Source organism: Thauera sp. 28, from assembly GCF_000310145.2.
GTDB classification, from domain to species: Bacteria; Pseudomonadota; Gammaproteobacteria; order Burkholderiales; family Rhodocyclaceae; genus Thauera; species Thauera mechernichensis.
The window spans coordinates 1-25,024 of sequence record NZ_AMXA01000041.1 but is presented as its reverse complement, the minus strand read 5'-3'; the positions used below and the strand labels follow the sequence as shown (position 1 = coordinate 25,024).

General features: G+C 66.8%; 17 protein-coding genes and 1 riboswitch. Of the genes, 11 read left to right on the top strand and 6 right to left on the bottom strand.

The window, feature by feature from the left end; all coding sequences use genetic code 11:
- Positions 1 to 200: 200 nt before the first annotated feature.
- Both C662_RS17990 and C662_RS17985 read right to left on the bottom strand, forming a co-directional pair.
- The gene (locus tag C662_RS17990; protein WP_002932634.1) at positions 201 to 1,073 is read right to left on the bottom strand and encodes a lysophospholipid acyltransferase family protein; all 873 of its coding nucleotides are present in this window, start codon (positions 1,071 to 1,073) and stop codon (positions 201 to 203) included.
- Positions 1,070 to 2,002 (bottom strand): lysophospholipid acyltransferase family protein, encoded by a 933-nt coding sequence (locus tag C662_RS17985; protein ID WP_232433308.1) that lies wholly within the window; start codon positions 2,000 to 2,002, stop codon positions 1,070 to 1,072. Before C662_RS17985 ends, C662_RS17990 begins: the two co-directional genes overlap by 4 nt.
- 263 nt (positions 2,003 to 2,265) lie before the next feature.
- Here C662_RS17985 and metK point away from each other — a divergent pair, with 263 nt between their 5' ends.
- The 8 genes from metK (at position 2,266) to C662_RS17945 (ending at position 13,634) form a co-directional block, all read left to right on the top strand.
- Positions 2,266 to 3,429, top strand: a complete 1,164-nt coding sequence (gene metK / locus C662_RS17980) for a methionine adenosyltransferase (protein WP_002932623.1) — start codon at positions 2,266 to 2,268, stop codon at positions 3,427 to 3,429.
- A gap of 169 nt (positions 3,430 to 3,598) precedes the next feature.
- A complete protein-coding gene (locus tag C662_RS17975) occupies positions 3,599 to 4,675 on the top strand; it encodes a calcium/sodium antiporter (protein WP_002932620.1) in 1,077 nt (358 codons plus the stop codon).
- Between the two features lie 17 nt (positions 4,676 to 4,692).
- Positions 4,693 to 4,796, top strand: a riboswitch (S-adenosyl-L-homocysteine riboswitch).
- Between the two features lie 102 nt (positions 4,797 to 4,898).
- Entirely contained in the window at positions 4,899 to 6,314 is a 1,416-nt protein-coding gene (gene ahcY, locus C662_RS17970) for an adenosylhomocysteinase (RefSeq protein WP_002932619.1), read from the top strand.
- Positions 6,315 to 6,393: 79 nt separating this feature from the next.
- Positions 6,394 to 7,239 carry a TlyA family RNA methyltransferase gene (locus C662_RS17965; RefSeq protein WP_002932618.1) on the top strand — a complete coding sequence of 282 codons (846 nt, stop codon included), beginning with the start codon at positions 6,394 to 6,396 and terminating at the stop codon, positions 7,237 to 7,239.
- A gap of 6 nt (positions 7,240 to 7,245) precedes the next feature.
- On the top strand, positions 7,246 to 8,088 hold the full coding sequence (metF, locus tag C662_RS17960) for a methylenetetrahydrofolate reductase [NAD(P)H] (RefSeq protein ID WP_002932617.1): 843 nt from the start codon (positions 7,246 to 7,248) through the stop codon (positions 8,086 to 8,088).
- A 120-nt stretch (positions 8,089 to 8,208) separates the two neighbouring features.
- On the top strand, positions 8,209 to 10,284 hold the full coding sequence (locus C662_RS17955) for a TonB-dependent receptor plug domain-containing protein (RefSeq protein WP_002932616.1): 2,076 nt from the start codon (positions 8,209 to 8,211) through the stop codon (positions 10,282 to 10,284).
- 9 nt (positions 10,285 to 10,293) lie between these two features.
- Positions 10,294 to 10,869 carry a YfiR family protein gene (locus C662_RS17950; RefSeq protein ID WP_002932615.1) on the top strand — a complete coding sequence of 192 codons (576 nt, stop codon included), beginning with the start codon at positions 10,294 to 10,296 and terminating at the stop codon, positions 10,867 to 10,869.
- A complete protein-coding gene (locus C662_RS17945; RefSeq protein WP_232433307.1) occupies positions 10,866 to 13,634 on the top strand; it encodes a hybrid sensor histidine kinase/response regulator in 2,769 nt (922 codons plus the stop codon). The genes C662_RS17950 and C662_RS17945 overlap by 4 nt, the downstream gene beginning before the upstream one ends.
- Before the next feature lie 18 nt (positions 13,635 to 13,652).
- On the opposite strand, the gene C662_RS17940 is transcribed toward C662_RS17945, so the two are convergent.
- Complete coding sequence (locus C662_RS17940; protein ID WP_002932611.1) at positions 13,653 to 14,171, bottom strand: YfiR family protein; 519 nt, start codon at positions 14,169 to 14,171, stop codon at positions 13,653 to 13,655.
- Positions 14,168 to 16,216 carry a TonB-dependent receptor plug domain-containing protein gene (locus C662_RS17935; protein ID WP_002932607.1) on the bottom strand — a complete coding sequence of 683 codons (2,049 nt, stop codon included), beginning with the start codon at positions 16,214 to 16,216 and terminating at the stop codon, positions 14,168 to 14,170. The genes C662_RS17940 and C662_RS17935 overlap by 4 nt, the downstream gene beginning before the upstream one ends.
- 93 nt (positions 16,217 to 16,309) lie before the next feature.
- On the opposite strand from C662_RS17935, the gene C662_RS17930 reads away from it, so the two are divergent.
- The gene (locus C662_RS17930) at positions 16,310 to 18,211 is read left to right on the top strand and encodes a GGDEF domain-containing response regulator (protein WP_002932604.1); all 1,902 of its coding nucleotides are present in this window, start codon (positions 16,310 to 16,312) and stop codon (positions 18,209 to 18,211) included.
- Here the strand turns inward: C662_RS17930 and C662_RS17925 are convergent.
- Complete coding sequence (locus tag C662_RS17925; RefSeq protein WP_037985005.1) at positions 18,177 to 20,486, bottom strand: putative bifunctional diguanylate cyclase/phosphodiesterase; 2,310 nt, start codon at positions 20,484 to 20,486, stop codon at positions 18,177 to 18,179. The genes C662_RS17930 and C662_RS17925 overlap by 35 nt on opposite strands.
- 160 nt (positions 20,487 to 20,646) lie before the next feature.
- On the opposite strand from C662_RS17925, the gene C662_RS17920 reads away from it, so the two are divergent.
- Entirely contained in the window at positions 20,647 to 22,539 is a 1,893-nt protein-coding gene (locus tag C662_RS17920; RefSeq protein WP_002932598.1) for a diguanylate cyclase, read from the top strand.
- A 21-nt stretch (positions 22,540 to 22,560) separates the two neighbouring features.
- Here the strand turns inward: C662_RS17920 and C662_RS17915 are convergent, their stop codons facing one another.
- Positions 22,561 to 24,081: a helicase HerA-like C-terminal domain-containing protein gene (locus tag C662_RS17915; RefSeq protein WP_002932597.1), complete on the bottom strand. Its 1,521-nt coding sequence runs from the start codon at positions 24,079 to 24,081 to the stop codon at positions 22,561 to 22,563.
- 130 nt (positions 24,082 to 24,211) lie between these two features.
- On the opposite strand from C662_RS17915, the gene C662_RS17910 reads away from it, so the two are divergent.
- Positions 24,212 to 24,937, top strand: coding sequence for a YebC/PmpR family DNA-binding transcriptional regulator (locus C662_RS17910; protein ID WP_002932595.1), 726 nt, complete (start codon positions 24,212 to 24,214; stop codon positions 24,935 to 24,937).
- Positions 24,938 to 25,024: the final 87 nt, after the last annotated feature.

Genomic DNA, 25,024 nt, shown 5'->3' with positions numbered 1-25,024 from the left:
AACCCCTCGCGGCTGGCGCCGCTCCTACGGCGAGAGCAATCGCTGCCGCACCCTCCTGTAGGAGCGGCGCCAGCCGCGAGCTTTTCATCGCACCCGCCACCCGTATCGCCTTCAACCCCTCGCGGCTTGCGCCGCTCCTACGAGGCAGGCACGTCGCGGTGCTGTAGGAGCGGCGCCAGCCGCGAGCTTTTCGCACGACATCAGTAGATGCGCGGCTCGCCTTCGGGGCGCGTCTTGAAGCGGCGATGCACCCAGTAGTACTGCTCGGGCATGGTCCGAACCACGCCCTCGAGCCAGGCGTTCATGCGCCGGGTATCGGCCTCGACGTCGTCCGAGGGGTAGTCCGTCCACGGCTCACCGAGCTCGAGCACGTAGCCGCCGCCACCGGGCAGCATGCGTACCACGCAGGGCACCACCGCCGCCCCCGCCAGGCGCGCCAGCCGAGGCAGGCCGGTGATGGTGGCGGCTGGCACGCCGAAAAAGGGTACGAAGATCGACTCCTTGCGGCCGTAATCCAGGTCGGGCAGGTAGTAGAAGGGGCGGCCGGACTTCATCGCCTTGACGGTAGCGCGCACGCCGTCGTGGCGCGACAGCAACAGCTGATCGTTGAAGCGGCTGCGGCCGTGGTAGAGCCAGCGGTCGATCACCTTGTCCTTCTGCGGCGAGTAAACACTGACGAAGTCACCCTCCAGCGACAGCCTCGTGCCCGCCATGTCGAGGCCGACGAAGTGCGGCGCCAGCAGCAACACCGGCCGGCCGGCGGCGCGCAGCGCCTGCAGGCGCTCGAGGCCATCGATGCGCACGGTGGCGCGCAGGCGCTCTGCGCTCGCCCACCAGGCCAGGCCGCGCTCGAGCATGCTGCGCCCGGTGACCGCGAAATGGCGGCGGGCGAGCGCGCGCCGCTCGGACTCGGACAGATCTGGGAAGCACAAGCGCAGATTGATCAGCACCACCTTGCGCCGCGGCACCACCAGCCAGTACAGCAGCCACCCGAAACCGCTTCCGATACGGGACAACAACGACAGCGGCAGCCAGTGCAACAGCCAGATGAGGGCAATGATCGCGCGGCTCACGACCTGCCCTCCACGTCGCCGCGGGGCGGCGTTGGCGAATCGGGTGCCGCCGCATCAGCAGGCGCGCCAGCAACAGGGACGATGTCCTCGCGTTCGCGACGCGGCCCCTTGTAGCGGTTATAGCCCCACAGGTACTGCTGCGGGCACTGCAGGATCATGCGCTCAACCTCACGGTTGATGATCGCGACATCGGCCTCGAGCGCGCCGGTGAGCGCCTCGGTGGGCGCCTGCAGGCGGAACACGTAGCCCTCGCCGCGCGGCAGGCGCTCGGCCCAGGTGTAGATCACACGCACGCCCTTGACCGCAGCCAGGCGCGCGGCCAGCGTCATCGTCCACGCCGGCTTGCCGAAGAAGGGCGCCCACACGCCCTCGCCCGCGCCCGGCACCTGGTCGGGCAGCATGCCCACCGCCTCGTGGCTGCGCAGGGTCTTGACCAGCTTGCGCACGCCCGACAGGTCCGCCGGTGCGGTGCGCATCTGGCCGCGCGCGCGGCCTGCCTCCATCAGCGGCTGCAGCACGTCCTTGCGCGGCGGACGGTAGAGCACCGTGATCGGGATCTGTGCCGCAATGCACTGCGCGGTGATCTCGAAGCAGCCCAGGTGCGGGGTGATGAAGAGGATACCGGCGCCCTCGGCGCGCGCCGCCTCGACCAGATCCCAGCCCTCGGTGCGCACTGCGCTCGCCACCACCTCGGCCGCCGGCCGCCCCCAGATGAAGGGCAGCTCGAGCGCCTGGCGACCGGCCTCGACGATGGCTGCGCGCAGCACCGTCTCGTCCTCGCGACCGAGGGCGTTGAACAGGTTCTCGCGCAGACGGCGGGCATAGGACGGCGAGGCCTTGTAGGTCAGCCAGCCCGCCCAGCCGCCCAGGCGGTGGAGCCAGGCCAGCGGCAGGCGCGAGAGCAGACGAAAGAGGGATTGAAACAGCACGGGCAGGGTCCAAGCGGGGGCCGGCAGGGGCGCATTGAGAATGCCGGCACGGTTCACCAGCCCCGAATGCTTACACACCCCGCCGTCCCGGTCTATAATCCGGGCCTTACCGCCGAGTTAACTCGACAACTTGCAGGGCGGCATGGCAGCGCGGCTGCCGTACAAATACTGCTAAAGCGTCGGCTGCTCGACGAAATCCCCGGAGCTGGCCGCAGACGCAAGGCCAGAAAAACGGGGATTTTTGCTTTTCAAGGAGTAGCAGCATGGCAGAGTTCCTCTTCACCTCCGAGTCGGTCTCCGAAGGCCACCCGGACAAGGTCGCCGACCAGGTCTCCGACGGCGTGCTCGACGCCATCCTGGCCGAGGACCCCAAGGCGCGCGTCGCCTGCGAGACGCTGGTGTCCACCGGCCTCGTCGTGATCTCAGGCGAGATCACCACCACCGCACACCCCAACTATCGCGAGATCGCGCAGGACGTCATCCGCCGCATCGGCTACGACAACTCCGACATCGGCTTCGACTACAAGAGTTGCGCGGTGCTGGCGGCGATCAACCGCCAGTCGCCCGACATCGCCCAGGGCGTGAATAACGCCAACGACGACCCGCTCGACCAGGGCGCCGGCGACCAGGGCCTGATGTTCGGCTACGCCACCAACGAGACTGCCAGCCTGATGCCGCTGCCGATCCATTACGCGCACCGCGTGATGCAGCGCCAGGCCGAGGTACGCAAGGACGGCCGCCTGCCCTGGCTGCGCCCGGACGCCAAGAGCCAGATCACGGTGAAGTACGTCGACGGCAAGCCGACTGCGATCGACACCGTGGTGGTGTCGACCCAGCACGACCCGGACGTCACGCAGGAGCAGATCCGTGAGGCGGTGATCGAGCTGATCATCAAGCCGGTGCTGCCGCCCGAACTGATGCAGGGCAACGTACGCTACCTGGTCAACCCCACCGGCCGCTTCGTGGTCGGCGGCCCGCACGGCGACTGCGGCCTGACCGGGCGCAAGATCATCGTCGACACCTACGGCGGCGCAGCCCACCACGGCGGTGGCGCGTTCTCGGGCAAGGACCCCTCCAAGGTCGACCGCTCGGCCGCCTACGCCGGGCGCTACGTGGCCAAGAACATCGTCGCCGCTGGGCTGGCCGACAAGTGCGAGGTGCAGGTCGCCTACGCGATCGGCGTGGCACGTCCGGTGTCGCTGATGGTCAACACCTTCGGTACGGGCAAGATTGCCGACGAGCAGATCGTGGCACTGGTTGGCAAGTACTTCGACCTGCGCCCGAAGGCAATCATCCAGACGCTCGACCTGCTGCGCCCGATCTACTCGCGGACCGCCGCCTATGGCCACTTCGGCCGCGACGAACCCGAGTTCTCCTGGGAGCAGACTGACAAAGCCGCTGCACTGCGCGCCGACGCCGGGCTCTAAAATAGCGCTACGAACCGCACGCCTCTCTCCGGCGACGGAGGGAGGCGTCTTTTTTGATCACCGATCCACGACCATCTAAACACCGCCACACTCGACCGCGAACGTCCTTCCACGGCAACGGTCTTCCCCGCTCCCCTGCACCTCACATCACAACGCAAGATCCCTCCCCATGCTCGAACAAACCCTGATGTTCGTCCTCGGTCTCACCGTCCTCGTCATCGGCGCCGACGTGATGGTGCGCGGCGCCTCGCGGCTGGCAGTGTCCTTCGGCGTGTCGCCACTGGTGGTCGGTCTCACCGTGGTCGCCTTCGGCACCAGTGCGCCGGAGATGGCGGTGTCGGTGGGTTCAGCCCTGTCGGGCAGCCCCGACCTCGCGATCGGCAACGTGGTGGGCAGCAACATCGCCAACATCCTGCTGATCCTGGGCATTTCGGCCCTGATCACGCCGCTGCTGGTCGATGAGCAGATCATCCGCCAGGAGATCCCGATCATGATCGGCGCTTCGGTGCTGCTGGTGGTGGTGGCGCTCGACGGCCGTATCGGGCTGCTGGAGTCGATCGTGATGTTCGGCCTGGTGATCGCTTACACCCTCTTCCTGGTCGTTCAGTCCCGGCGCGCCTCCAAAGCGGTGGAAGACGAATTCGCCTCCGAGATTCCGACCTCGAACTGGGACCGCCACTGGGCCGTACAGATCGCGTTGGTGGGGGTCGGCCTGGCGATGCTGGTGGTGGGCGCAGACTGGCTGGTGGACTCCGCAGTCGCCTTTGCGCGCGCCTTCGGTGTCAGCGACCTGGTGATCGGACTGACCGTGGTCGCGGTGGGCACCTCGATGCCCGAGATCGCCACCTCGATCGTCGCCGCCATGCGCGGCCAGCGCGACATCGCGGTCGGCAACGTGGTGGGCAGCAACGTGTTCAACATCCTCGCCGTGCTCGGCGTCACCGGCATCGTCTCGGGCGCTGGGCTACCGGTGTCGGAAGCCGCGCGCAACTTCGACCTGTGGGTCATGCTGGCGGTGGCCTTCGCCTGCCTGCCCATCATGATCACCGGGCGCGAGATCGCGCGCTGGGAGGGCGGCGTGTTCCTCGCCTACTATGCCGCCTACACTGCCTGGCTGGTCCTGCAAGCGCAGCAGCACGCCAGCCTGCCGGCGTTCTCGAACGTGATGCTGGGCTATGTGCTGCCGCTGACGGTGGTCACGCTCATCGTCAGCATCGTGCGCGACAACGGCCGCACAAGCCGTTGACGCGTATATAATCTGCGTTTTCCGAGGAGCGCTGCGAGGCGCCCGCCGGCACTGCCGGCCGCGGCCCCCAGGCTCGGACCCCGCCGCCCGGCGGGTTGCAGTACAACGGCGCTCACCCTGCTAATCGTCTTCAACCCTGCCGGGTTCGGGATGCCGGGTGAGCCCTCGCAGCCAGTGTCGCTGCCCGCCCGCATCACAGCCCGGCCATAGCATGGAGCTTCACATGAACGCTGTGGCTGACACCAACTTCACCGACTACGTCGTTGCCGACCTCTCGCTCGCCGACTGGGGGCGCAAGGAAATCCGCATCGCCGAGACCGAAATGCCCGGTCTGATGGCAATCCGCGAGGAATACGCCGCCAGCCAGCCGCTCAAGGGCGCACGCATCACCGGCTCGCTGCACATGACCATCCAAACCGCGGTGCTGATCGAGACGCTGACCGCGCTCGGCGCCCAGGTGCGCTGGGCCTCGTGCAACATCTTCTCGACTCAGGACCACGCCGCCGCCGCCATCGCCGCCGACGGCATCCCGGTGTTCGCGGTCAAGGGCGAGTCGCTGACCGACTACTGGGACTACACCCACCGCATCTTCGAGTGGTCGGACGGCGGTTACTCCAACATGATCCTCGACGACGGCGGCGACGCCACGCTGCTGCTGCACCTGGGCGCACGTGCCGAGCAGGACATCTCCGTGCTGGCCAATCCGGGCTCGGAAGAGGAAACCATCCTCTTCGCCGCGATCAAGGCCAAGCTCGCCACCACCCCCAACTGGTATTCGACCCGCCTGGCGCAGATCAAGGGCGTGACCGAGGAGACCACCACCGGCGTGCATCGCCTGTACCAGATGCACGCCCGCGGCGAGCTCAAGTTCCCGGCGATCAACGTCAACGACTCGGTGACCAAGTCCAAGTTCGACAACCTTTACGGCTGCCGTGAATCGCTGGTGGACGGCATCAAGCGCGCCACCGACGTGATGATCGCCGGCAAGATCGCCGTGGTGGCCGGCTACGGCGACGTGGGCAAGGGCTCGGCGCAGGCCCTGCGCGCGCTGTCCGCACAGGTGTGGGTGACCGAGATCGACCCGATCTGCGCGCTGCAGGCGGCGATGGAAGGCTACCGCGTGGTGACCATGGAGTACGCTGCCGACAAGGCCGACATCTTCGTCACCGCCACCGGCAACTACCACGTGATCACCCACGATCACATGGCGAAGATGAAGGACCAGGCCATCGTCTGCAACATCGGCCACTTCGACAACGAAATCGACGTCGCCAGCGTCGAGCAGTACCCGTGGGAAGAGATCAAGCCGCAGGTCGATCACATCATCTTTCCCGACGGCAAGCGCATCATCCTGCTCGCCAAGGGTCGCCTGGTTAACCTCGGCTGCGCCACCGGCCACCCGAGCTATGTCATGTCGAGTTCCTTCGCCAACCAGACCATCGCGCAGATCGAGCTGTTCACCCGCACGGCCGACTACCCGGTGGGCGTGTATACCTTGCCCAAGCACCTCGACGAAAAGGTCGCCCGCCTGCAGCTGAAGAAGCTCAACGTTCAACTGACCGAGCTCACCGACGCACAGGCGGCCTATATCGGCGTGCCCAAGGAAGGTCCGTACAAGACCGACCAGTACCGCTACTGAGCGCCCTCGACGCAACGGCTGTGGGGCGGCGCACGCGGGTTTCCCGCGGCGCCCCACAGCCCATGACGAGCCCTCCGCGATGAGCATGAACTCCTTCCACGCCCGCCAGGGCAAGCCGAAACCGGCCGCGCAGGGCAAACACCCAGCCGACCGGCACGGTCTGCTGCGCGTCGACCAGCTGCTGGTGGCGCAAGGGCTGGCGGCCTCGCGCACGGCAGCGCGCGCGCTGATCGACGCCGGACGCGTCAGCCATGACGGCAAGCCGGTCACCAAGCCGGCGCTGGAGCTGCCACCCGACGCCCGGCTCAAGGTGGTTGCGGACGACAGCGACCGCTTCGTTTCCCGTGGCGCACTCAAACTCGAAGGCGCGCTCGCGCGCAGCGGGCTGGACGTGCGCGGCGCACACTGCCTGGACATCGGCCAGTCCACCGGCGGCTTCACCGATTGCCTGCTGCAGGCCGGTGCCGCAAGCGTGGTCGGTGTCGAGGTCGGCCACGACCAACTCCACCCCCGCCTGCGCAAGGACAAGCGCTGCGTCACGCTGGAAGGCCTGAACGCGCGCCAGCTCGGCGTGGCCGAGCTCGGCGGTCATCGCCCGGCACACGGCTTCGACCTACTGGTGTGCGACGCCAGCTTCATCTCGCTCGCGCTGCTGCTACCGCAGTGGCCCGCGCTGCTGTCTCCTGCCGGCCATGTACTCGCCCTGGTCAAGCCGCAGTTCGAGGTCGGCCCTCAGGGGCTGGGCAAGGGCGGCATCGTGCGCGACACGACACTCTATGCCGGCGTCGAACAGCGCCTGCGTAAGGCCGCACACGAGGCCGGACTGATCATCCTCGACTGGTTCGATTCACCCATCACGGGTGGCGATGGCAACCGCGAGTTCTTCTTCCATGCCATCCGCACACCGGATGTCCACGACACCTGACACGCCATGAACACCGAACTCTCGATCGAATTCTTCCCCCCGCAAACCGCCGAAGGCGCCCACAAGCTGCGTGCCACCTGCGCACAGCTCGCCGCCCTCGAACCCGCCTTCTTCTCCGTCACCTACGGCGCCGGCGGCTCCACGCGCGAGCGTACCTTCTCCGCGGTCAAGGAGATCGCCGCCGCTGGCCATGAGGCCGCCCCACACCTGTCGTGCATCGGCTCCACCCGCGACAGCATCCGCGACATCCTGCAGGAGTACGCAGACGCCGGTATCCGCCGCATCGTGGCGCTGCGCGGCGACCTGCCCTCGGGCGCAGGCGCTGCAGGCGAGTTCCGCTACGCCAATGAACTGGTCGAGTTCATCCGCGCCGAAACCGGCGACCGCTTCAGCATCGAGGTGGCCGCCTATCCCGAGTGGCACCCCCAGGCCAAGAGCCCGAAGGACGATCTTGCCGCTTTCAAGCGCAAGGTCGACGCCGGCGCCAACTCGGCAATCACGCAGTTCTTCTACAACCCGGACGCCTACCTCAACTTTGTAGAGGCGGCGCGCAAGATGGGCATCACCATCCCGATCGTGCCGGGCATCATGCCGATCGTCAGCTTCAGCAAGCTCGCCCGCTTCGCCGATGCCTGCGGTGCCGAGATCCCGCGCTGGATGCGCAAGAGCTTCGAGAGCTACGGCGACGACAGCGAATCGATCCGCGCCCTCGGCCTCGATGTGGTCACACGCCTGTGCGAACGGCTGATCGCCGAAGGGGTGCCCGGGCTGCACTTCTACAGCATGAACATGGCCGGGCCGACCATCGAGATCTGCACCCGGCTGGGGCGCAGCCTGCGGCAGGACTGACCCGGCGCCGGCGCGAAATGATGTGCTGCGTGAGTTTCTTGCTTAAGGAACCCGGCACGGATGGCGTAAATTGATGTCCAGGGGCGCCGACTGCCGCGACCGCCCCGAGACAGCCTGGCAATGAACGACACCACACCGCCATCGACCGCCCCGCCCCAGCGCACCAGCGCGACAACCCAGCGCGGGTGCGCTGGGGTGCCCGCGCCGGGCGGCAGGCTGCGCCGCGCGCTGCTGCTTGCGGTATTGGCGTCGGCCGCAGCCCGTCTCGATGCGCGTGATCTCGAGGAACTGCTCACGACGCCAGTGCCACGCCCGAGCCCGTTCGAGGTGATCAAGGCCGAACCTGTGGTCGGCGCAGCGAAGTACGAGCAGCGCCAGAGCGAGGTTGCCGCAGCGGCAACGGTGATCAGCCGCGAAGAGATCCGCAGCTTCGGCTGGCGCACCCTGGACGAGGCGCTCGCGACCCTGCCTGGTGTGTTCAAGACCTACGACCGCCAGTACAGCTACCTCGGCGTGCGCGGCTTCGGCCTGCCCGGCGACTACATGACGCGTGTGCTGCTCACCATCGACGGTGTGCGCGCCAACGAGCCGCTGTATGACAGCGCCCCCCTGGGCAGGACCTTTCCGCTCGACCTCGATCTGGTCGAGCGCATCGAATTCATCCCCGGGCCCGGTGGCGCCCTCTACGGGCAGAATGCGATGTTCGGCGTCATCAATGTCGTCACCCGCAAGGGGGCGGGGCTCGACGGCGGCGAACTGGCGCTCGCCCTGCAGTCTCCTCGAGCCACTCGTGAGGGTCGCGTGAGTTGGGGCAAGCGCCTGGACAACGGCGTCGACCTGCTGATCTCGGCCTCGGCCCTGCGCTCGGACGGCGAGGACCTGACCCTCGCCTTCGGCGACGGCGAACGTGGCGTCGCGCGCGGACTGGACGGCGAGCGCGACGACGAGTTCCTGTTCAAGGCCAGCCGCGGCCCGTGGTCGTTCGCCCTCATGCATGGCGACCGCCTCAAGGACGACGCGGTCGCCACCTACGGCACCGACCGCTTCTCACCCGGCAGCTTCCAGCGCGACCGGACGACGTTTGCCAATCTCGACTATCGCGACACCTTGTCGGCCACCCTGTCGATCTCGGCGCGCCTGTTCGCCGGCAGCCACCGCTACGACAGCACTCTGCTCTATTCCGGTCAGCCCTATGGCTATCCGGGCCTGGCCGACTGGCAAGGCACCGAAGTCCAGCTGCTGTCGACCGCGTTCGCCGCACACACGCTGATGCTGGGGCTGGACTACCAGCGCAACGGCCGTATCGAACAGCACGTCGTCGATCTCTCCGACACATCCTCCGCAAGCAACTGGCGTGACCGTCGCAAGGGCTACAGGCTTGGGCTCTACGCCCAGGACGACTGGCAGATCGGCGAAGACGTGACGCTGACCCTCGGTCTGCGCATGGATCGCAACGACCGCATCGGCACTCGCCTGAGCCCGCGCGCCGGCCTGATCTGGCACACTGCGCCGCGGACCACGCTGAAGCTGCTCTACGGCCGTGCCCACCGCGCACCGAACGCCTACCAGAGCTACTACTCTGACGGCGACTACATGGAAGCAAATCCGGACCTCGGCGGCGAAACGGTCGACACCGTCGAGTTGTCGATCGACCACCGCATCGGTCGCGAACTGCATCTGCGCGCCTCGCTCTACCAATGGCAGGTCGATGACCTCATCGCACTGAACGAGGGCCAGGACGGCATCGTCCAGTACCGGAGTGCAGGCAAGCTCCGCAGCCGCGGCCTGGAGCTCTCCGCCGAGCAGGCGTGGCACAACGGCGCCCGCATGCGCGGCAGCGTCTCGGCGCAGAACACCGTCGACGCCGACGGCGCCTGGGTGCAGAACTCGCCACGCGTTCTCGGCCGCGTCAACCTCTCCAGTCCCTTGCCCCGCACCCGCCTGCGCACTGGCGTGGAACTCGCCTATGACGGCATGCGCCGCACCGCCAACGGTGAAACGGTCCCGGCACACTGGCTGGCCAACCTGCATGTCGTCGCCGAGCGCTGGATTCCTGGTGCCGAGTTGTCGCTGAGCGTGCTCAACCTCTTCGACAAGGACTATGCCCACCCCGGTGCAGGTGAGCGCACTCATCAGATGCATGCCATCGGCCAGGATGGCCGCAGCATCAGGCTGCGTCTCGACTACCGCTTCTGACCCGCGCACATGGGCTCACGACACCACGCCTTCAAGACCCTCCGTGCCGGTGCGAGTCGCGCACTCGCGGGCCTGCTGTGCGGGATCTCGCTGGCGGTGCTGCCCGCAGCCGCAGGCTTCGCCCAGGCGCCGGAAGGAGACGACGAGTACAGCCTCAAAGCCGCCTTCCTGATCAACTTCGCCAGCTTCGCTACCTGGCCGGACAGCCATCGTCCGGCACTCCATCTTTGCATCTACGGCGAGGATCCGTTCGGCGCACACCTCGATGCGCTCGAACAGCGCACCGTCGGCACCCGCCCACTGCAGATCCGCCGCACCTTGCGGGTCGACGGCCTGGGCGGCTGCGACATGGTGTTCATCACCCGCTCGATGATCGGCAACCTGAATCGCGTGCAGGACCGGATCGATGGCCTTCCCGTGCTCACGATCGCCGACAGCCCGGGCGCGATGCAGAAGGGCGTCATGCTCAACATCGAAACCCTGGGCAACCGCATTGGTTTTTCCGTCAACCTTGCCGCAGCGCGCAACCACGGCGTGGGGCTGAGCGCCCGACTGCTCAAGCTCGCATCCGAGATCCAGCAATGAACCTGCAGTCTCCCTCCCCTGACCATGAGCAGCGCATGACGCTCGGCGAGAAACTGCGCCGCGTCAGCCAGCGCGCGGTGGGCGCTGCCGTGGCCCTGCTGGCGGTCCTGATCACGCTCGGCGGCCTGGTGATCAGCGCACTCGCACTCGAGAGCAACACCCGCGTGATGGCACGCGTGCTCGCCGACAACGCCGCCGCAAGCCTGATGTTCCTCGACAACGCCTCGGCTGGCCGCATTCTTACCGCACTGGAGCACCTGCCCGACGTGCGCGGCGCGGCCATCTTCGACGTCGACGGCGCAGAATTCGCCCGCTTCGGCGAGTTCACCGCCCAGGGCCGCAAGGCTTACAGCCTGGCCACCGAGCAGGCGCGTTTCGATCTCGGCACGCTGCGCATGACCCAGCCGATCATCGAGAACGGCAACGTCCTGGGCGTGCTCGACCTCGACCTCGACCTGCGCCCGCTCTACATCCAGGTCTTCGCCCATGGGTCGATCGCCGCGCTGGCCGCCGCGCTTGCGCTGCTGCTCGCCACCCGCACCCTCAGGCGGCTGAACCATGCGGTGCTGCAACCGCTGTCGTCACTGTCGTCACTGATGGACAAGGTCGCACACGACGAGGACTACAGCGCACGCGCAGCCCCAAGCAGCGTCATCGAACTCGACTCGCTGGCCGCCGGCTTCAATCGCATGCTCGGCCAGATCGCCGAGCGCGATGCGCGCCTGGCCGCCCACCGGGAGCAACTCGAGGACGAGGTCGCCAGCCGCACCGAAGAACTGCGCCGGGCCAAGGAGGCAGCAGAAGCGGCCAGCCAGGCCAAGAGCGACTTCCTGGCGACGATGAGCCACGAAATCCGTACGCCGATGAACGGTGTGCTGGGCATGACCGAACTGCTGCTCGACAGCGGACTGAACCAGGAGCAGCGTCATTTCGCGGAGACGGTCGAGCACTCCGGCCGCCACCTCCTTGGCATCATCAACGACATCCTCGACTTCTCCAAGATCGAAGCTGGCCATCTCGAGCTCGAGGCGGTGGAGTTCGAGCTCGGAGATCTGCTCGAGGGCACGCTGGCGATGTTTGCCCAGCCCGCCGAGAAGAAGGGCCTGGAGCTGGTCGCCGACCTGCCAGCCGAGGTCCGCCGCGGCCTGCGCGGCGACCCCTTCCGCTTGCGCCAGGTCATCGGCAACCTGATCAGCAACGCGGTCAAGTTCACCGCCCGCGGCGAGGTCGTCGTGCGTGCCCGCCTGCTCGACGAGAGCGAGCACGACTGCCACTTGCGCATCAGCGTCGAGGACACGGGGATCGGCATCCCAGTCGATGCCCAGCAGCGCATCTTCGACCAGTTCTCACAGCTCGACGGCTCCACCACGCGCCAGTTTGGCGGCACCGGGCTGGGCCTGGCGATCTGCCGCCGCCTGCTCGGATTGATGCACGGCGAGATCAGTCTCGACAGCGCGCCACATGAGGGCGCACGCTTCCACGTCGACCTTGTCCTGCCCAAGGGCCTCAGCAGCCCGGCGTCACTGCGCAGCAGCGTCGAGCTCGCCGGAATCCGCGCATTGGTGGTGGACGACAACGCCACCAACCGCGAGATCCTGCTGCGCCAGCTGCGGGCCTGGGGCATGCAGGTCGACTGCGCGGCGGATGGCGATGCTGCGCTCGAGTTGCTCGCACGCACGGCGGCGGCGGGTGAACAGGTCGATATTGCGGTGCTCGACATGCACATGCCACGCATGGATGGCCTGAGGCTTGCGACCGAGATCCGCAACACGCCGGCGCTTGCCGCCATCCGCCTGGTGGTGCTGACCTCGAGCTACTCCAGCGCGAGCGTGCGCGAACGTGAGCGCGCCGGCATCCTGCGCTGCGTGCACAAGCCGATCCGCCAGGCCGAGCTGCACGAGGTACTGTCGAGCGCACTGCGCGCACCCGGCCAGCAGGCCGCCACCAGGACACAGGCCGACGCCGCGGCGGCGTCACTTGCCGGGCGCGTGCTGCTGGCGGAGGACAACCCGGTCAACCGCCATGTCGGGCAGGCCATGCTCGAACGCCTCGGCCTGTCGGTGTGCTTCGCCGAGAACGGCGAGGAGGCCTTGCGCCTTGCATCGAGGGAAGACTTCGATCTCATCCTGATGGATTGCCACATGCCGGTGATGGATGGCTACGAGGCCAGCGCGGCAATTCGCGCGCAACGCCGCCAGCCGCGCGTACCGATCGTGGCCCTGACGGCGAACGTGATGGAAGGTAACCGCGAGCGCTGCATTGCCGCCGGCATGGACGACTTCCTGGCCAAGCCCTACGCGCTGGAGCAACTGCGGGCCATGCTCAAGCGCTGGCTGGCGGCGCCATCGGCCGGCACGCTCCCCTCAGCCCCGCCCGTTGCAGTTCCGAGCGATCCTGAAAGCGCGCAGGCGGTGATCGATCCTGCCTTCATCGAGCAGTTCCGCGCCCTCGATCCGAACGGCGGTATGACGCTGGTCCAGCGCATCCTCGGTGTCTTCCTCGAAAGCAGCAACCCGCTGCTCGCGGCGCTCGAGCAAGCCGTTGAAGCAGGCGACGGCGCGGGGCTGCGCCAAGCCGCACACAGCCTCAAGTCGAGTTCGGGGAATATCGGAGCAAGATCCCTTGCCGCGCTGTTCAAGGAGTTCGAGATGATGGGCAAGAACGGGCGCGCGGAGGAGGCGCACGCAAGGCTCGACGAACTACGCCACGAGTACGCCCGCACGCTCGACGGAATCCGCAGGCTGCAGCAGACGCTTGGCCATTGAACCGAACGCCTGCCCTGTTCAATCGGTAGGAAGGCGCACCTTACGAGCCAGATCGAGCAAGGCGGCACCCGGTTTGAGACCGGCGCGCCGGCAGCGCTCGACATCGACCTCGAAGGCCAGCCGGCTGCCCTCGGGAACGATGCGGATCGCGACGTCCTGCAGCGACGGCGCATCACTGACCGTCAGCACCGGCGCGTCGCCCAGCGCGTCGACGATGCGAGACAGGTTGGCCTGTTCGCCGGCGCCAACGAAGAGCACATCGCAATCGCGGATCGCCGACAGCGCCGCGAGCGGCACCGCCGACACCACGCGTCCATGCAGGACCTTGCCCTCGAGTCGCCGCATCGCAAGCGCAAGCTCATCGTCGCCAAGAACACAGAGATTGAAGCTTGTCCGCGCCGACGCGGGCCACTGCGTAAGCGCAGCAAAGTTGTAGGCGTAGGTCGCCTTGAGCTCATGCTCGGGAACGGCCTGGCCCCGCGCCCCCGACACGGCGGAGACGACCAGCAGCAGGCAGGCGAGCGCGCGCAACCTCATAGCGCGTAGCCGAGTTCCAGCCACAGGCTGCGGCCATCCATGCGCAGACTGTCCTGCGCCACGCCGCTGTCGGGCCGCCAGCCGAGGCCGGAAACCGTCTCATAGCGGCGGTCAAACAGGTTGCGTACGCTCAGGGACGCGAATACGCCATGCCAGGCCTGTTCGGTGGAAAGCGTCAGGTTCGCGAGCGTGACGCCACCGAGCATGCGCCGCTCGCGCGTCAGGCGTGGACCGAGATACTGCATCTCGAAACCGGTGCGCAGCGCTTCGTCCGGCAGCAGAAAGGTGAAATTGAGCTTGCCGAGCAGGTCGGGCGAATTGACCGCATCGCGCCCATCGACGTCGCGCGTATGCTGTCGGGCAAGGCTGGCGCGCAGGCGGGCTCCTCGCGCCCACAGGTGCTCGATCTCGACTTCGGCGCCGCGCGCCCGGCTGCTGCCTTCAGCAACGTAGTCATCGACCGCTGCGCTATACACCGGCAGATCGCTCCGCCGATAGTGGTACAGGGAGCCGGTCACGCGGGTTTGCGGCGACAGCTGGTGCTGCAGCACCCACTCGGTGGCGGCGACGTACTCGGGCACGGCGGTGTCACCGGATGTCCAGCGATCGTTCGCATTGGGCATCTTGAAGGCCTCGCTGTAGGAAACCTTCACCGACGTGCGCGCGTCGGGGGACCAGATCAGCGCCACACGCGGACTGAGATTGCCGTCGAGATCGTCGGCGTCGTCATAGCGTGCGCCGATGTTCAAGGTCCAGTGCTCACTCCAGCGATAGTCGTCCGCGAAGTAGACACTCGCCATCCGGCGCGACAGCGCGCCCTCGTTCTGGCTCAGCACCTCGCGGCTCGGTGACAGGTAGCGCACGCTGAAGGCCTGGCGGTGGTCCTTGCGCAGCTCCGCCCCGAAAACCAGGGTGTGCCCGGCGAACCAGCGCCCGACGAACTTCTGGTCGAAGCGCCACCAAGCGCCCTTGTAGTCGCGGACACCGAATTTCTCGCCGTCGAAGTAGCCATAGGGCACACCGCCAGCATCGTTCTCGCACGACACGATCCGCGGCTCGTCCTCTGTACACTCTTCCCTCGCATACTCGCGTTCGTTCCAGTACGCGTAGCGGCCCAGCATCAGACTGGACGACGAATGCAGCCGCAGGCCCAGATCCGTCTCGTGGCGCACGCCTATGAACGCGCTCTCGTCCCGGATCGGGAAGGGGGTGTTGAACGCGGTGTACTGCGAGGGGTTCGTCGGCACGCCCTTGCTGCGCTCGACCCATGCCCCGTGCACCGTCCACCCGGACCACGACAGCTTGCCGAACACCCTTTGGTTGCGTTCGCCGTCGCGGCCCTCGGCGACGCCGCGGTTGGTGGCGGGGGTGTCGTAGGCGGGGAAGTAGAGATTGCGGCCGTCGATGTCGAGCATCGACGCCGAGAGCAGGACCTCCGCACCGCTCTCGAGCCGCTTGCCCCAGGTGGCGCGCTGACCGCTGGCGCCCTGGCTGGAGAACTGGGCGGACACCCGCGCGCCGTCAAAGTCACGCCCCTTTCGCGTCACCACATTGATGATGCCAAGCAGTGCGTTGTTGCCGTAGGTGACCGATCCGGTCCCCGGCACATACTCCACGCGCTCGACCAGTTCGAGGTCGATCAGGCCTGACTCATCGATGAAGGCCTGGTCGAAGAGATTGTCCTGGACCGCATAGCCATCGACCAGCAGCATCACGCGCCCCGCGTAGTCCTCGGCATCGCCGAAGCCCCGGCCACCCATGTACTGATAGCGACGCTCGTCTGTGACATAGAGGCCGCGCATGCTGGCGATGACCTCGGCCAGCGTACGATAGCCATAGGCGCGGATATCATCTGCGGTGACGATCGCCACCGCGGACGGGGCATCGCTCACCTGGCGTGCAAGCCGCGAGGCGGAGATGAAGTCGCGCTGCAACAGCGCCTCGAGCGGCAGCGCGGTCAGGTCTTGCGCTGCCGCACCCCCCCCGGATGCCGCGAACAGGATGCCGAATCCGGCCAAGCAGACCTGCAGACGGCGGAAGATCACGGTCGCAGCGGCTCCTCTCTTCGAATTTGCATAATACACACCCTTTGAATCGGTTATTTTATCAGTCTCTGCAAGGGCCCAAGCTCGCTGACGATGAAGAAGCTCGAACAAATTCCGCTGGACGGTGATCTGCCCAGCCCGAAAGGCGTTGCGCTGGCCATCCTCGACCTGTGCCGCCGGGAAGACGCGACCTTCACCGACCTGGCGCAGCTTGCCCAGACCGACCCCGCGCTCGCAGGCAGGCTGCTGCGCCAGGCCAACTCCGCGGCAATGGGCGGCGGGCGCCCGGTGGCGTCGGTACTCGAGGCGATCCGCCGCCTCGGCCTGGGCACCGTGCGTAACCTGGCACTGGGCTTTTCACTCGTCGACCAGCACCAGAATGGTCCCTGCCAGGGTTTCGACTACCAGTCGTTCTGGTCACACTCCTTGTTGATGGCAATCGCCGTCCAGCAATTTGGTACGACGATGAACCTCGGGTCGGGCGAAGAACTGTTCGCCTGCGGGCTGCTTGCACAGGTCGGCCGCCTCGGGCTGGCCACGGTATACCCGGCCGCCTATGGCCGCCTGCTGCAGGATACCGACGCACACAGCCCGCTCGTCGAGCGTGAACGCGAGCACCTGCACACCGACCACAACGAACTGACCGCAGCCCTGCTGACCGCATGGGGCATCCCCAGCGCACTGGTAGAACCGATCTACCACCACGAAGCCCCCGATGCCTCCGGTTTCCTGGCCGGCTCGAGACCGCAGCAACTGGCCAACGTCTTCCACTTCGCCCGCTGCATCGCCGACCTCGGCCTCGCGCCGGAAAGCGAATACGGCAACCGCAGCGCCGCACTGCTGCTGCTCGGCGGCAAGCTGGGCCTGGATGCCGATGCGCTGGACCACGCGATCAACGAGCTGATGCCGCGCTGGCGCGAGTGGGGCAACCTGCTCAAGGTTCCTGCTGCAGCGCTGCCCACCTTCGCCCAGATGTCCGCCGCAGACGCGCGCCGCCCCGAGCTGTCCGGCACCCCCGCTGCCCTGCGCGTGCTGCTGGTGGATGACGATGCCACCTCGCGCTGCATCCTTGAGAGCGTACTCCGCGACGTGCTGGGGCATACGGTCATCAGTGCCGAAACAGGTGCGGAGGCACTCGCAGTCGCAGTAGACGCGCAGCCCCACATCGTCATCACCGACTGGATGATGCCTGGCATGAGCGGCCTCGAACTCACGCGCGCGCTGCGCGCCACCGAGTGGGGGCAGACGATGTACCTCATCATGCTCACCGGACTGGACGCCGAAGACGAGATCACCGAGGCCTTCGAAGCCGGCGTGGACGACTTCCTGACCAAGCCGGTCAATGTGCGCACCCTGCGCGCCCGGCTGCGGGCCGCGGGCCACTACGTGCAGCTGCTCGAGGCCTGGGAGCGCGACCGCGCACAGCTCAAGCAGTTTGCCGCCGAGCTTGCGATCAGCAATCGTCGTCTGGAGCACACGGCCATGACCGACCTGCTCACCGGCCTGCCCAACCGGCGTGCAGGCACGGAAGCGCTCGCCAAGGCCTGGCCGGCGGCCAGCCGCTCCCAACAGCCGCTCTCGGTGCTGGTGCTCGACATCGACTACTTCAAGCGCATCAACGACACCCACGGCCATGCAGTCGGCGACAAGGTTCTGGTCGCGGTCGCCCAGGAGCTCCAGCGCGCGGCACGCAAGAACGACGCCGTATGCCGCTGGGGCGGAGAGGAGTTCCTGATGATCTGCGAGAACACCGACCTCAAGGCCGCCCTGCTCGCAGCGGACCGGCTGCGGCGCACGGTCGAGTCGATGAAGATCGACGCGGGAGGGAGCCCAGTTCGCACCTCGATCAGCATCGGCGTGGCCAGCCGCGAAGCGTCGATGATCGATGCCGACAGCCTGGTCAACGCCGCCGATCGCGCGCTCTATCGCGCCAAGGAGTCGGGGCGAAACCGCTCGTGCATCATCGTGCAGGGGCAGTTGCGCTGCCTGCCGTGAGTTGTGCAGCCTCAGACGGCAGCGACACCGCCGACGGCAGCATGGCCGGCGCGAACAGCCAGCCCTGGAAGCGTTGGCACCCCATGCCAACGAGCAGTTCGAACTGATCCTCGGTTTCCACACCCTCGGCGACGACCTCCAGCCCAAGCGTGATCGCCAGGGCATGAATGGTCGCGCAGATCTCACGGTCTCCGGCGTCGGTCGCAATGTCCCTGACGAAGGCCTTGTCGATCTTCAGTTCCGTGATCGGCAACAACTTGAGCTTGACCAGGGATGACTGCCCCGTCCCGAAATCGTCCATCGACAACTTGAAGCCGGCGCGGGACAAGGCCTCGACGGACGGCAGCATGCGATCTTCCAGGAGCTGGGTCTCGGTCACCTCGAGGACGAGATCCGCGGCAGCGACGCCGGCTGCATGCACAATCTGGACGTAACGCTGCGCAATCTCCGCTTCGATGAGCTGGCGTGCCGATACGTTCACCGATACCGGCGGTACCCAGCGCCCCTGCGCACGCCAGGCAAGGATCTGCCTGCAGGTCGTCTCCAGCACCCACTCCCCGATCGCGACGATCAGGCCACTTTCCTCGGCGATGGGAATGAACTCGTCCGGCGGCACCGGCGCTCCGTCCACCGTCCAGCGCAGCAGCGCCTCCAACCCAACCAGATTGCGCAAGGCGTCGTACTGCGGTTGATAGACAACATGAAACTCGAGGTCCGGTCGCGCAAGGCGCAGCCTGTTGCGCAGCTCGAGCTTGCGCCGGGTGACCTCGGTATAGGCCTCGATATAGAAGCGATAGGTGCCACGCCCGGCGGACTTGGCTTCGTTGAGTGCCGAGTCGGCGTTGCGGATGAGCTCGACCGCATTGGCGGCATCGTCGGGATACAGGCTGATGCCGATGCTCGCGCCGACGATCTGTTGCGCCATGGCTGCATCTGCCCACGGACAGTCGACCCTATCGAGCAAGGCTTGAGCAAGGGCCGCGACATCGGTGCGCGAATGCATCCGCTCGACCATCACCATGAATTCGTCGCCGCCCATGCGCGCCAGCGTTGCATCGCTGCGCAGGCAGGACTGCAGGCGCATCGCGGTCTCACGCAGCAGGCGGTCGCCGAAACGATGGCCGAAGGTGTCGTTGACCTGCTTGAAGTGGTCGAGATCGATGAGCAGCACCGCCACCTGCCCCCCACTCAGCGCCGCCTCGCGCAGGCTGTGTTCGAGACGATCCTCGAACAGGCGGCGATTGGGCAGTTCGGTCAGAGTGTCGAAATTGGCGAGTCGGTACATCTGCGCCTCGTTGCGCAGGATGGCGTTCTCAGCATTGCGCAGGCGTTCGAGAACACCGACCACCAGGGTCTGGCGCACGGTCGTCAGCGTGAGCGCCAACAGACAGCAGGCAAAGATGACGCGCTGGGCCACGCCGGCATCGTCCCCGCTGCGCAAGAACAGCAGCACCAGGCTCAACAGCGCAAGTGCCATGGCGGCCAAGGGCAGGTACGCCATCGTACGCTCGCGCCAGCATTCATCGCCGCGTAAGTCGGCCTCGATCCGGAAGCGACAAGCACCCAAACCGAAAAGCACCGCGGACAGGGTGAAGGCGGCATTGAAAAGGCTGCCAGGCACCAACGCGTCCTCCAGTGCCAGAAGGTTCCAGTGCATCCAGCTCAGACCGTAGGTTGTCGTTCCCACAAGCACGAGCAGATGGAAGCGATCAGGCCTCAACTGCAAGGCGGGCACCACCAGCACCGCGAGTCCTGCAGCCAGCAGGAACAGGACAGGATAGAGCGCCAGCACGATCAGGCTGCCGAAGGCCAGGTCGGCCCCGGAAGGGAAGTAAAGGGTGAGTACGGCCGCCATGAGGGCACTCATAGCCCCCCCGATGTCGAGCAGCGACGGCAACAAGCGCTCGCGCGGCAAGCCCCTGACGAGCGCGGCCAACCAGCCTGCCGCCCACGCCACCGGCGCAAGCAGAAACACTGCATCCGCCGGCGCCGGGAATGGATTCCACCCCGACGCCACCTGCACCATCCAGACCAACTGCCCCGCGAAGATCATCAAGGCACCGGCAAACAGACCTATCCGCAAGGGTCGGTCGATGACCCTTGCGCCCGCCAGCCCCCGCCAGGCGAGCCATGCAGACCCACCAAAGGCAAACGTCCACTGCAGGTTATCGAAGATGCTCGCCCACATGGCCGACGGTGCCAGCCGTGCGGCAACGACGAGCGCAGCCATCACGGCGACCCATCCAACGAAGACGCTGCCTCCCCGAACCGTCATCGGCCCCTCCAGCCCCACAACCCGCGGCCGTCAGGCCTGTGCTGCAATCCTACTCCAAGTCCTGCCCATCGCTGCTGCTGCCGGATCCGCGCTGCGCGCCTATCGGCGGATCGGTTATGCTGCGCGGTCTCCACGAACATCGCATCGCGTCAACCTCAAGATGAGAAAGCTCGAGCGCATTCCGCTGAACGGCAAACTCCCCAGCCCGAAGGGCGTAGCGCTCGCAATTCTCGACCTGTGCCGCAGCAGTGATGCCGACTTCAAGGACATCGCCCGCGTCGCCCAGACCGACCCCGCCCTGACCGGCCGTCTCCTGCGCCAGGCAAACTCGGCGGCCAGTGGCGGACGTTCCGTTGCTTCGGTCACCGATGCGATCGCCCGCCTGGGCCTGGGCACCGTGCGCAACCTTGCGCTGGGCTTCTCACTCGTCGATCAACATCAGGACGGCCCCTGCCCCGGATTCGACTACGCAGGCTTCTGGTCCCACTCCCTGCTGATGGGCGTTGCGATGCAGGCCTTCGCGAGCGTGTCCAGCGGCGGCGCCGCAGACGAACTGTTCGCCTGCGGCCTGCTGGCACAAGTCGGCCGGCTCGCCCTGGCGACGGCCCACCCACAGGAATACGGTGCGCTGCTTGCCCACCCGGACGCCGCAAGCCGGCTCGTGGAACTGGAGCGCGAGCACCTGCACACCGACCACACCGAGCTCTCCGCTGCGATGCTCGCCGACTGGGGCCTGCCGATGGCCCTGGTCGAGCCGATCTACTACCACGAATCACCCGACGACTCGGGCTTCGCCCCCGGCTCCAGGCCGCATCAACTGGTGCACCTGTTCCATCTCGCACGCTGTGTCGCCAACCTTGGAACCGCCTCGGAAAACGAGCGGGGCGAGCAGATCCCCGGTTTGCTGCTGCTGGGCAGCAAGTTCGGCCTCGATGCCGAAGAGATGGGGCGCACCATCGACAGCCTGATGCAACGCTGGCGCGAATGGGGCGAGCTGCTCAAGGTATCGACCGCTGCGCCGCCCGCCTTCGCGCTGATGACGGACGCCCAGGCAAAGCGCGGAACCAACGAATACGCAATGCGCGTGCTGTTGGTCGAGGATGACGCCACCACACGGACAGCCCTGCACGCAGCACTGGAGAAGAACCTGGGGCATCAGGTCACGTGCGCATCGAATGGTCGCGAAGCGCTCGCGCTCGCACTCGAGACCATGCCTCAGGTTGTCCTGACCGACTGGCAGATGCCGGGGCTGAACGGGCTGGAGTTGTGCCGGGCACTTCGCGCATCGGAGTGGGGGCGGACGATGTACATCGTGATGCTCACAGCCAGCAACAACGAGCAGGAGGTCATGGAGGCCTTCGAGGGCGGCGTGGACGACTTCCTCGCCAAGCCGGTAGACATGCTCATGCTGCGCGCGCGCCTGTTCGCCGCCCGCCACCACAACCAGCTACTGGAAGACTGGGACCGGGACCGCGCCAAGCTGAAGCAGTTCGCCGCCGAACTCGCGATCAGCAACCGCAGGCTCGCCCATGCGGCAATGACCGACCTGCTGACCGGCCTGCCGAACCGGCGCGCGGGCATGAACAGCTTGTCCAAGGCATGGGCGGCAACCGACCGCTCGGGTGAAGCACTGGCCGTGCTGGTGCTGGACATCGACCACTTCAAGACGATCAACGACACCTATGGCCACGCCATCGGTGACACGACCCTGCGTCAGGTAGCCCAGGCGATCGAGCGCTCGGCGCGCAAGAACGACAGCGTCTGCCGCATGGGCGGCGAAGAATTCCTGGTCATCTGCCCCAACACCGACATCAAGGCAGGCCTGCTCGCTGCCGAGCGCCTTCGCCGCGTCATCGAGAACCTGCGCGTCGATACGGGAAAGAGCATGATCAGTGTCACCGTCAGCATCGGCGTGGCCGCGCGCGAGCCGAAGATGACCGACACCGACAGCCTGGTCAACGCAGCGGACCGCGCCCTCTACACGGCCAAGCACTCGGGGCGCAACCTGAGCTGCGTCTGGGTCAACGGCAAGCAGCGCTGCGGCCCCTGGTAGGACCCGGCTACTTGGGCCAGTTCAGCGCTTGCCGCCGCCCAGCAGCGAACCCAGCAGCCCGCGCACGATCTGGCGGCCAATCGAACTGCCGATGGTGCGGGTGACCGTCTTCGCGGCGATCTGCACCAGGCCGTCGCGCTGCCCACCGCGCGGTCCGGTAGAGCCGAACAGGATCTCATTCATTCCTCCCCCCGACCCGGACGCCGCCTGCTGGCGCGCTGCAGCCTGCTGCTCGGCCGCTGCTGCCGACGCCGCCGCCTGCGCGCGCAGCATCTCGTAGGCGGACTCGCGGTCCACCACCTGCTCGTAGTGGCCATGAACCACCGAGCCGGTGATCGCCGCGCGCCGCTCGGCCTCGGTCAGCGGCCCCAGGCGCGAGTCGGGCGCGATCACGAAGCAGCGCTCGGTGACCTCGGGGCGACCCTTGTCGTCGAGGAAAGACACCAGTGCCTCGCCCACGCCAAGCTCGGTGATCGCCTGCGCCGCGTTGAAGGCGGGGTTCGGCCGCATGGTGTCGGCAGCGGTCCTGACCGCCTTCTGGTCGCGCGGTGTGAACGCGCGCAGGGCGTGCTGCACGCGGTTGCCGAGCTGGCCAAGCACGGTCTCCGGCACGTCGAGCGGGTTCTGGGTGACGAAATACACGCCCACGCCCTTCGAGCGGATCAGGCGGACCACCTGCTCGATCTTCTCGATCAGCGCCTTGGGCGCATCGTTGAACAGCAGATGGGCCTCGTCGAAGAAAAACACCAGCTTGGGCTTGTCGGGGTCGCCGATCTCCGGCAACTGCTCGAAGAGCTCGGAGAGCATCCACAGCAGGAAGGTCGAGTAGAGCTTGGGCGAGTTGTAGAGCCGGTCGGCGGCCAGCACGTTGATCACGCCACGGCCCTCGGCATCTGTCTGCATCAGGTCGTGGATGTCGAGCATCGGCTCACCGAAGAATACGTCGCCGCCCTGCTGCTCGAGCGCGAGCAGATTGCGCTGGATGGCGCCGATCGAGGCCGGGGAGATGTTGCCGTATTCGGTGGTGAAGCTCTTCGCATTCTCGCCCACGAACTGCACCATCGCGCGCAGGTCCTTGAGATCGAGCAGCAGCATGCCGTTGTCGTCGGCGATCTTGAACACCAGCGTCAGGACGCCAGTCTGGATGTCGTTGAGATTGAGCAGGCGGGCGATGAGCAGCGGGCCCATGTCGGAGATGGTGGCGCGCACCGGATGGCCCTGCTCACCGAACACGTCCCAGAACACCGCGGTGTTCGCACGTGGCGCATACTCGGTGATGCCGATCGCCTCCAGGCGCTGCAGCAGCTTGGGCGCCGCAGTACCGGCCGCGCCGATGCCCGAAAGGTCGCCCTTCACGTCGGCCATGAACACCGGCACGCCGATGCCGGCGAAGGCTTCGGCGAGCTTTTGCAGGGTCACTGTCTTGCCGGTGCCGGTGGCGCCGGTGATCAGGCCATGGCGGTTGGCCAGCCGCGGCAGCAGCAGGATGTCCTTGAATGCGGCGTCCTGGGGCGATCGGGCAATCAGCATCGGTTCGGCCATGGCATGCTCCTCGGGTCGGAATCGGTCGATCGCAAAAGTGTAGCAGCGCCAGCGTGGCCACGGCCCGCCCGCGTGGCCCGGCGGTATAATGCGCCCCTCTTCAATCGCAGATGCAGCACAGAGGTTTTCTATGGCGGGTCATTCCAAGTGGGCCAACATCCAGCACCGCAAGGGTCGTCAGGACGAGAAGCGCGGTGCGGCGTTCTCCAAGCTGGCCAAGGAGATCACCGTTGCCGCCAAGATGGGCGGGGGTGACCCGGGCTTCAATCCGCGCCTGCGCCTGGCGGTGGACAAGGCCAAGGGCGTGAACATGCCCAAGGACAAGATCGACAACGCGATCAAGAAGGGCACCGGCGAACTCGAGGGCGTGAGCTACGAGGAGATCCGCTACGAGGGCTACGGCATCGGCGGCTCGGCGGTGATGGTCGATTGCCTTACCGACAACAAGACCCGCACCGTCGCCGACGTGCGCCACGCCTTCTCCAAGTACGGTGGCAACATGGGTACCGACGGCTGCGTGGCCTTCCAGTTCAAGCATTGTGGCCAGCTGCTGTTCGCCCCCGGCACCAGCGAGGACGCGCTGATGGAAGCCGCGCTCGAGGCCGGTGCAGAGGACGTGCAGACCAACGACGACGGCTCGATCGAGGTGATCACCGGCCCCTGGGAGTTCACCAGCGTCAAGGAGGCTCTGGAGCAGGCCGGCTTTACCGCCGAGTTCGGCGAGGTGACGATGAAGCCCGAGAACGTGATCGAGCTCGCCGGCGACGAGGCTGCGCGCATGCAGAAGCTCCTCGACGCACTCGACGGCCTGGACGACGTGCAGGAGGTGTATACCTCCGCCGAGTTCGCCGAGTAAGCGCGGGGGCTGCGCCCTGCCCTGAAGGCTCGCGGCTTGCGCCGCTCCCACGGAGTGACCGGCATCACAGTGGGAGCGGCGCAAGCC

What these genes read in the sequence shown, in the direction of transcription:
- metK (WP_002932623.1), top strand. Translation starts at nt 2,266, where the DNA reads ATGGCAGAGTTCCTCTTCACCTCCGAGTCGGTCTCCGAAGGCCACCCG.
- C662_RS17975 (WP_002932620.1), top strand. Translation starts at nt 3,599, where the DNA reads ATGCTCGAACAAACCCTGATGTTCGTCCTCGGTCTCACCGTCCTCGTC.
- ahcY (WP_002932619.1), top strand. Translation starts at nt 4,899, where the DNA reads ATGAACGCTGTGGCTGACACCAACTTCACCGACTACGTCGTTGCCGAC.
- C662_RS17965 (WP_002932618.1), top strand. Translation starts at nt 6,394, where the DNA reads ATGAGCATGAACTCCTTCCACGCCCGCCAGGGCAAGCCGAAACCGGCC.
- metF (WP_002932617.1), top strand. Translation starts at nt 7,246, where the DNA reads ATGAACACCGAACTCTCGATCGAATTCTTCCCCCCGCAAACCGCCGAA.
- C662_RS17955 (WP_002932616.1), top strand. Translation starts at nt 8,209, where the DNA reads ATGAACGACACCACACCGCCATCGACCGCCCCGCCCCAGCGCACCAGC.
- C662_RS17950 (WP_002932615.1), top strand. Translation starts at nt 10,294, where the DNA reads ATGGGCTCACGACACCACGCCTTCAAGACCCTCCGTGCCGGTGCGAGT.
- C662_RS17945 (WP_232433307.1), top strand. Translation starts at nt 10,866, where the DNA reads ATGAACCTGCAGTCTCCCTCCCCTGACCATGAGCAGCGCATGACGCTC.
- C662_RS17940 (WP_002932611.1), bottom strand. Translation starts at nt 14,171, where the DNA reads ATGAGGTTGCGCGCGCTCGCCTGCCTGCTGCTGGTCGTCTCCGCCGTG.
- C662_RS17930 (WP_002932604.1), top strand. Translation starts at nt 16,310, where the DNA reads ATGAAGAAGCTCGAACAAATTCCGCTGGACGGTGATCTGCCCAGCCCG.
- C662_RS17925 (WP_037985005.1), bottom strand. Translation starts at nt 20,486, where the DNA reads ATGACGGTTCGGGGAGGCAGCGTCTTCGTTGGATGGGTCGCCGTGATG.
- C662_RS17920 (WP_002932598.1), top strand. Translation starts at nt 20,647, where the DNA reads ATGAGAAAGCTCGAGCGCATTCCGCTGAACGGCAAACTCCCCAGCCCG.
- C662_RS17915 (WP_002932597.1), bottom strand. Translation starts at nt 24,081, where the DNA reads ATGGCCGAACCGATGCTGATTGCCCGATCGCCCCAGGACGCCGCATTC.
- C662_RS17910 (WP_002932595.1), top strand. Translation starts at nt 24,212, where the DNA reads ATGGCGGGTCATTCCAAGTGGGCCAACATCCAGCACCGCAAGGGTCGT.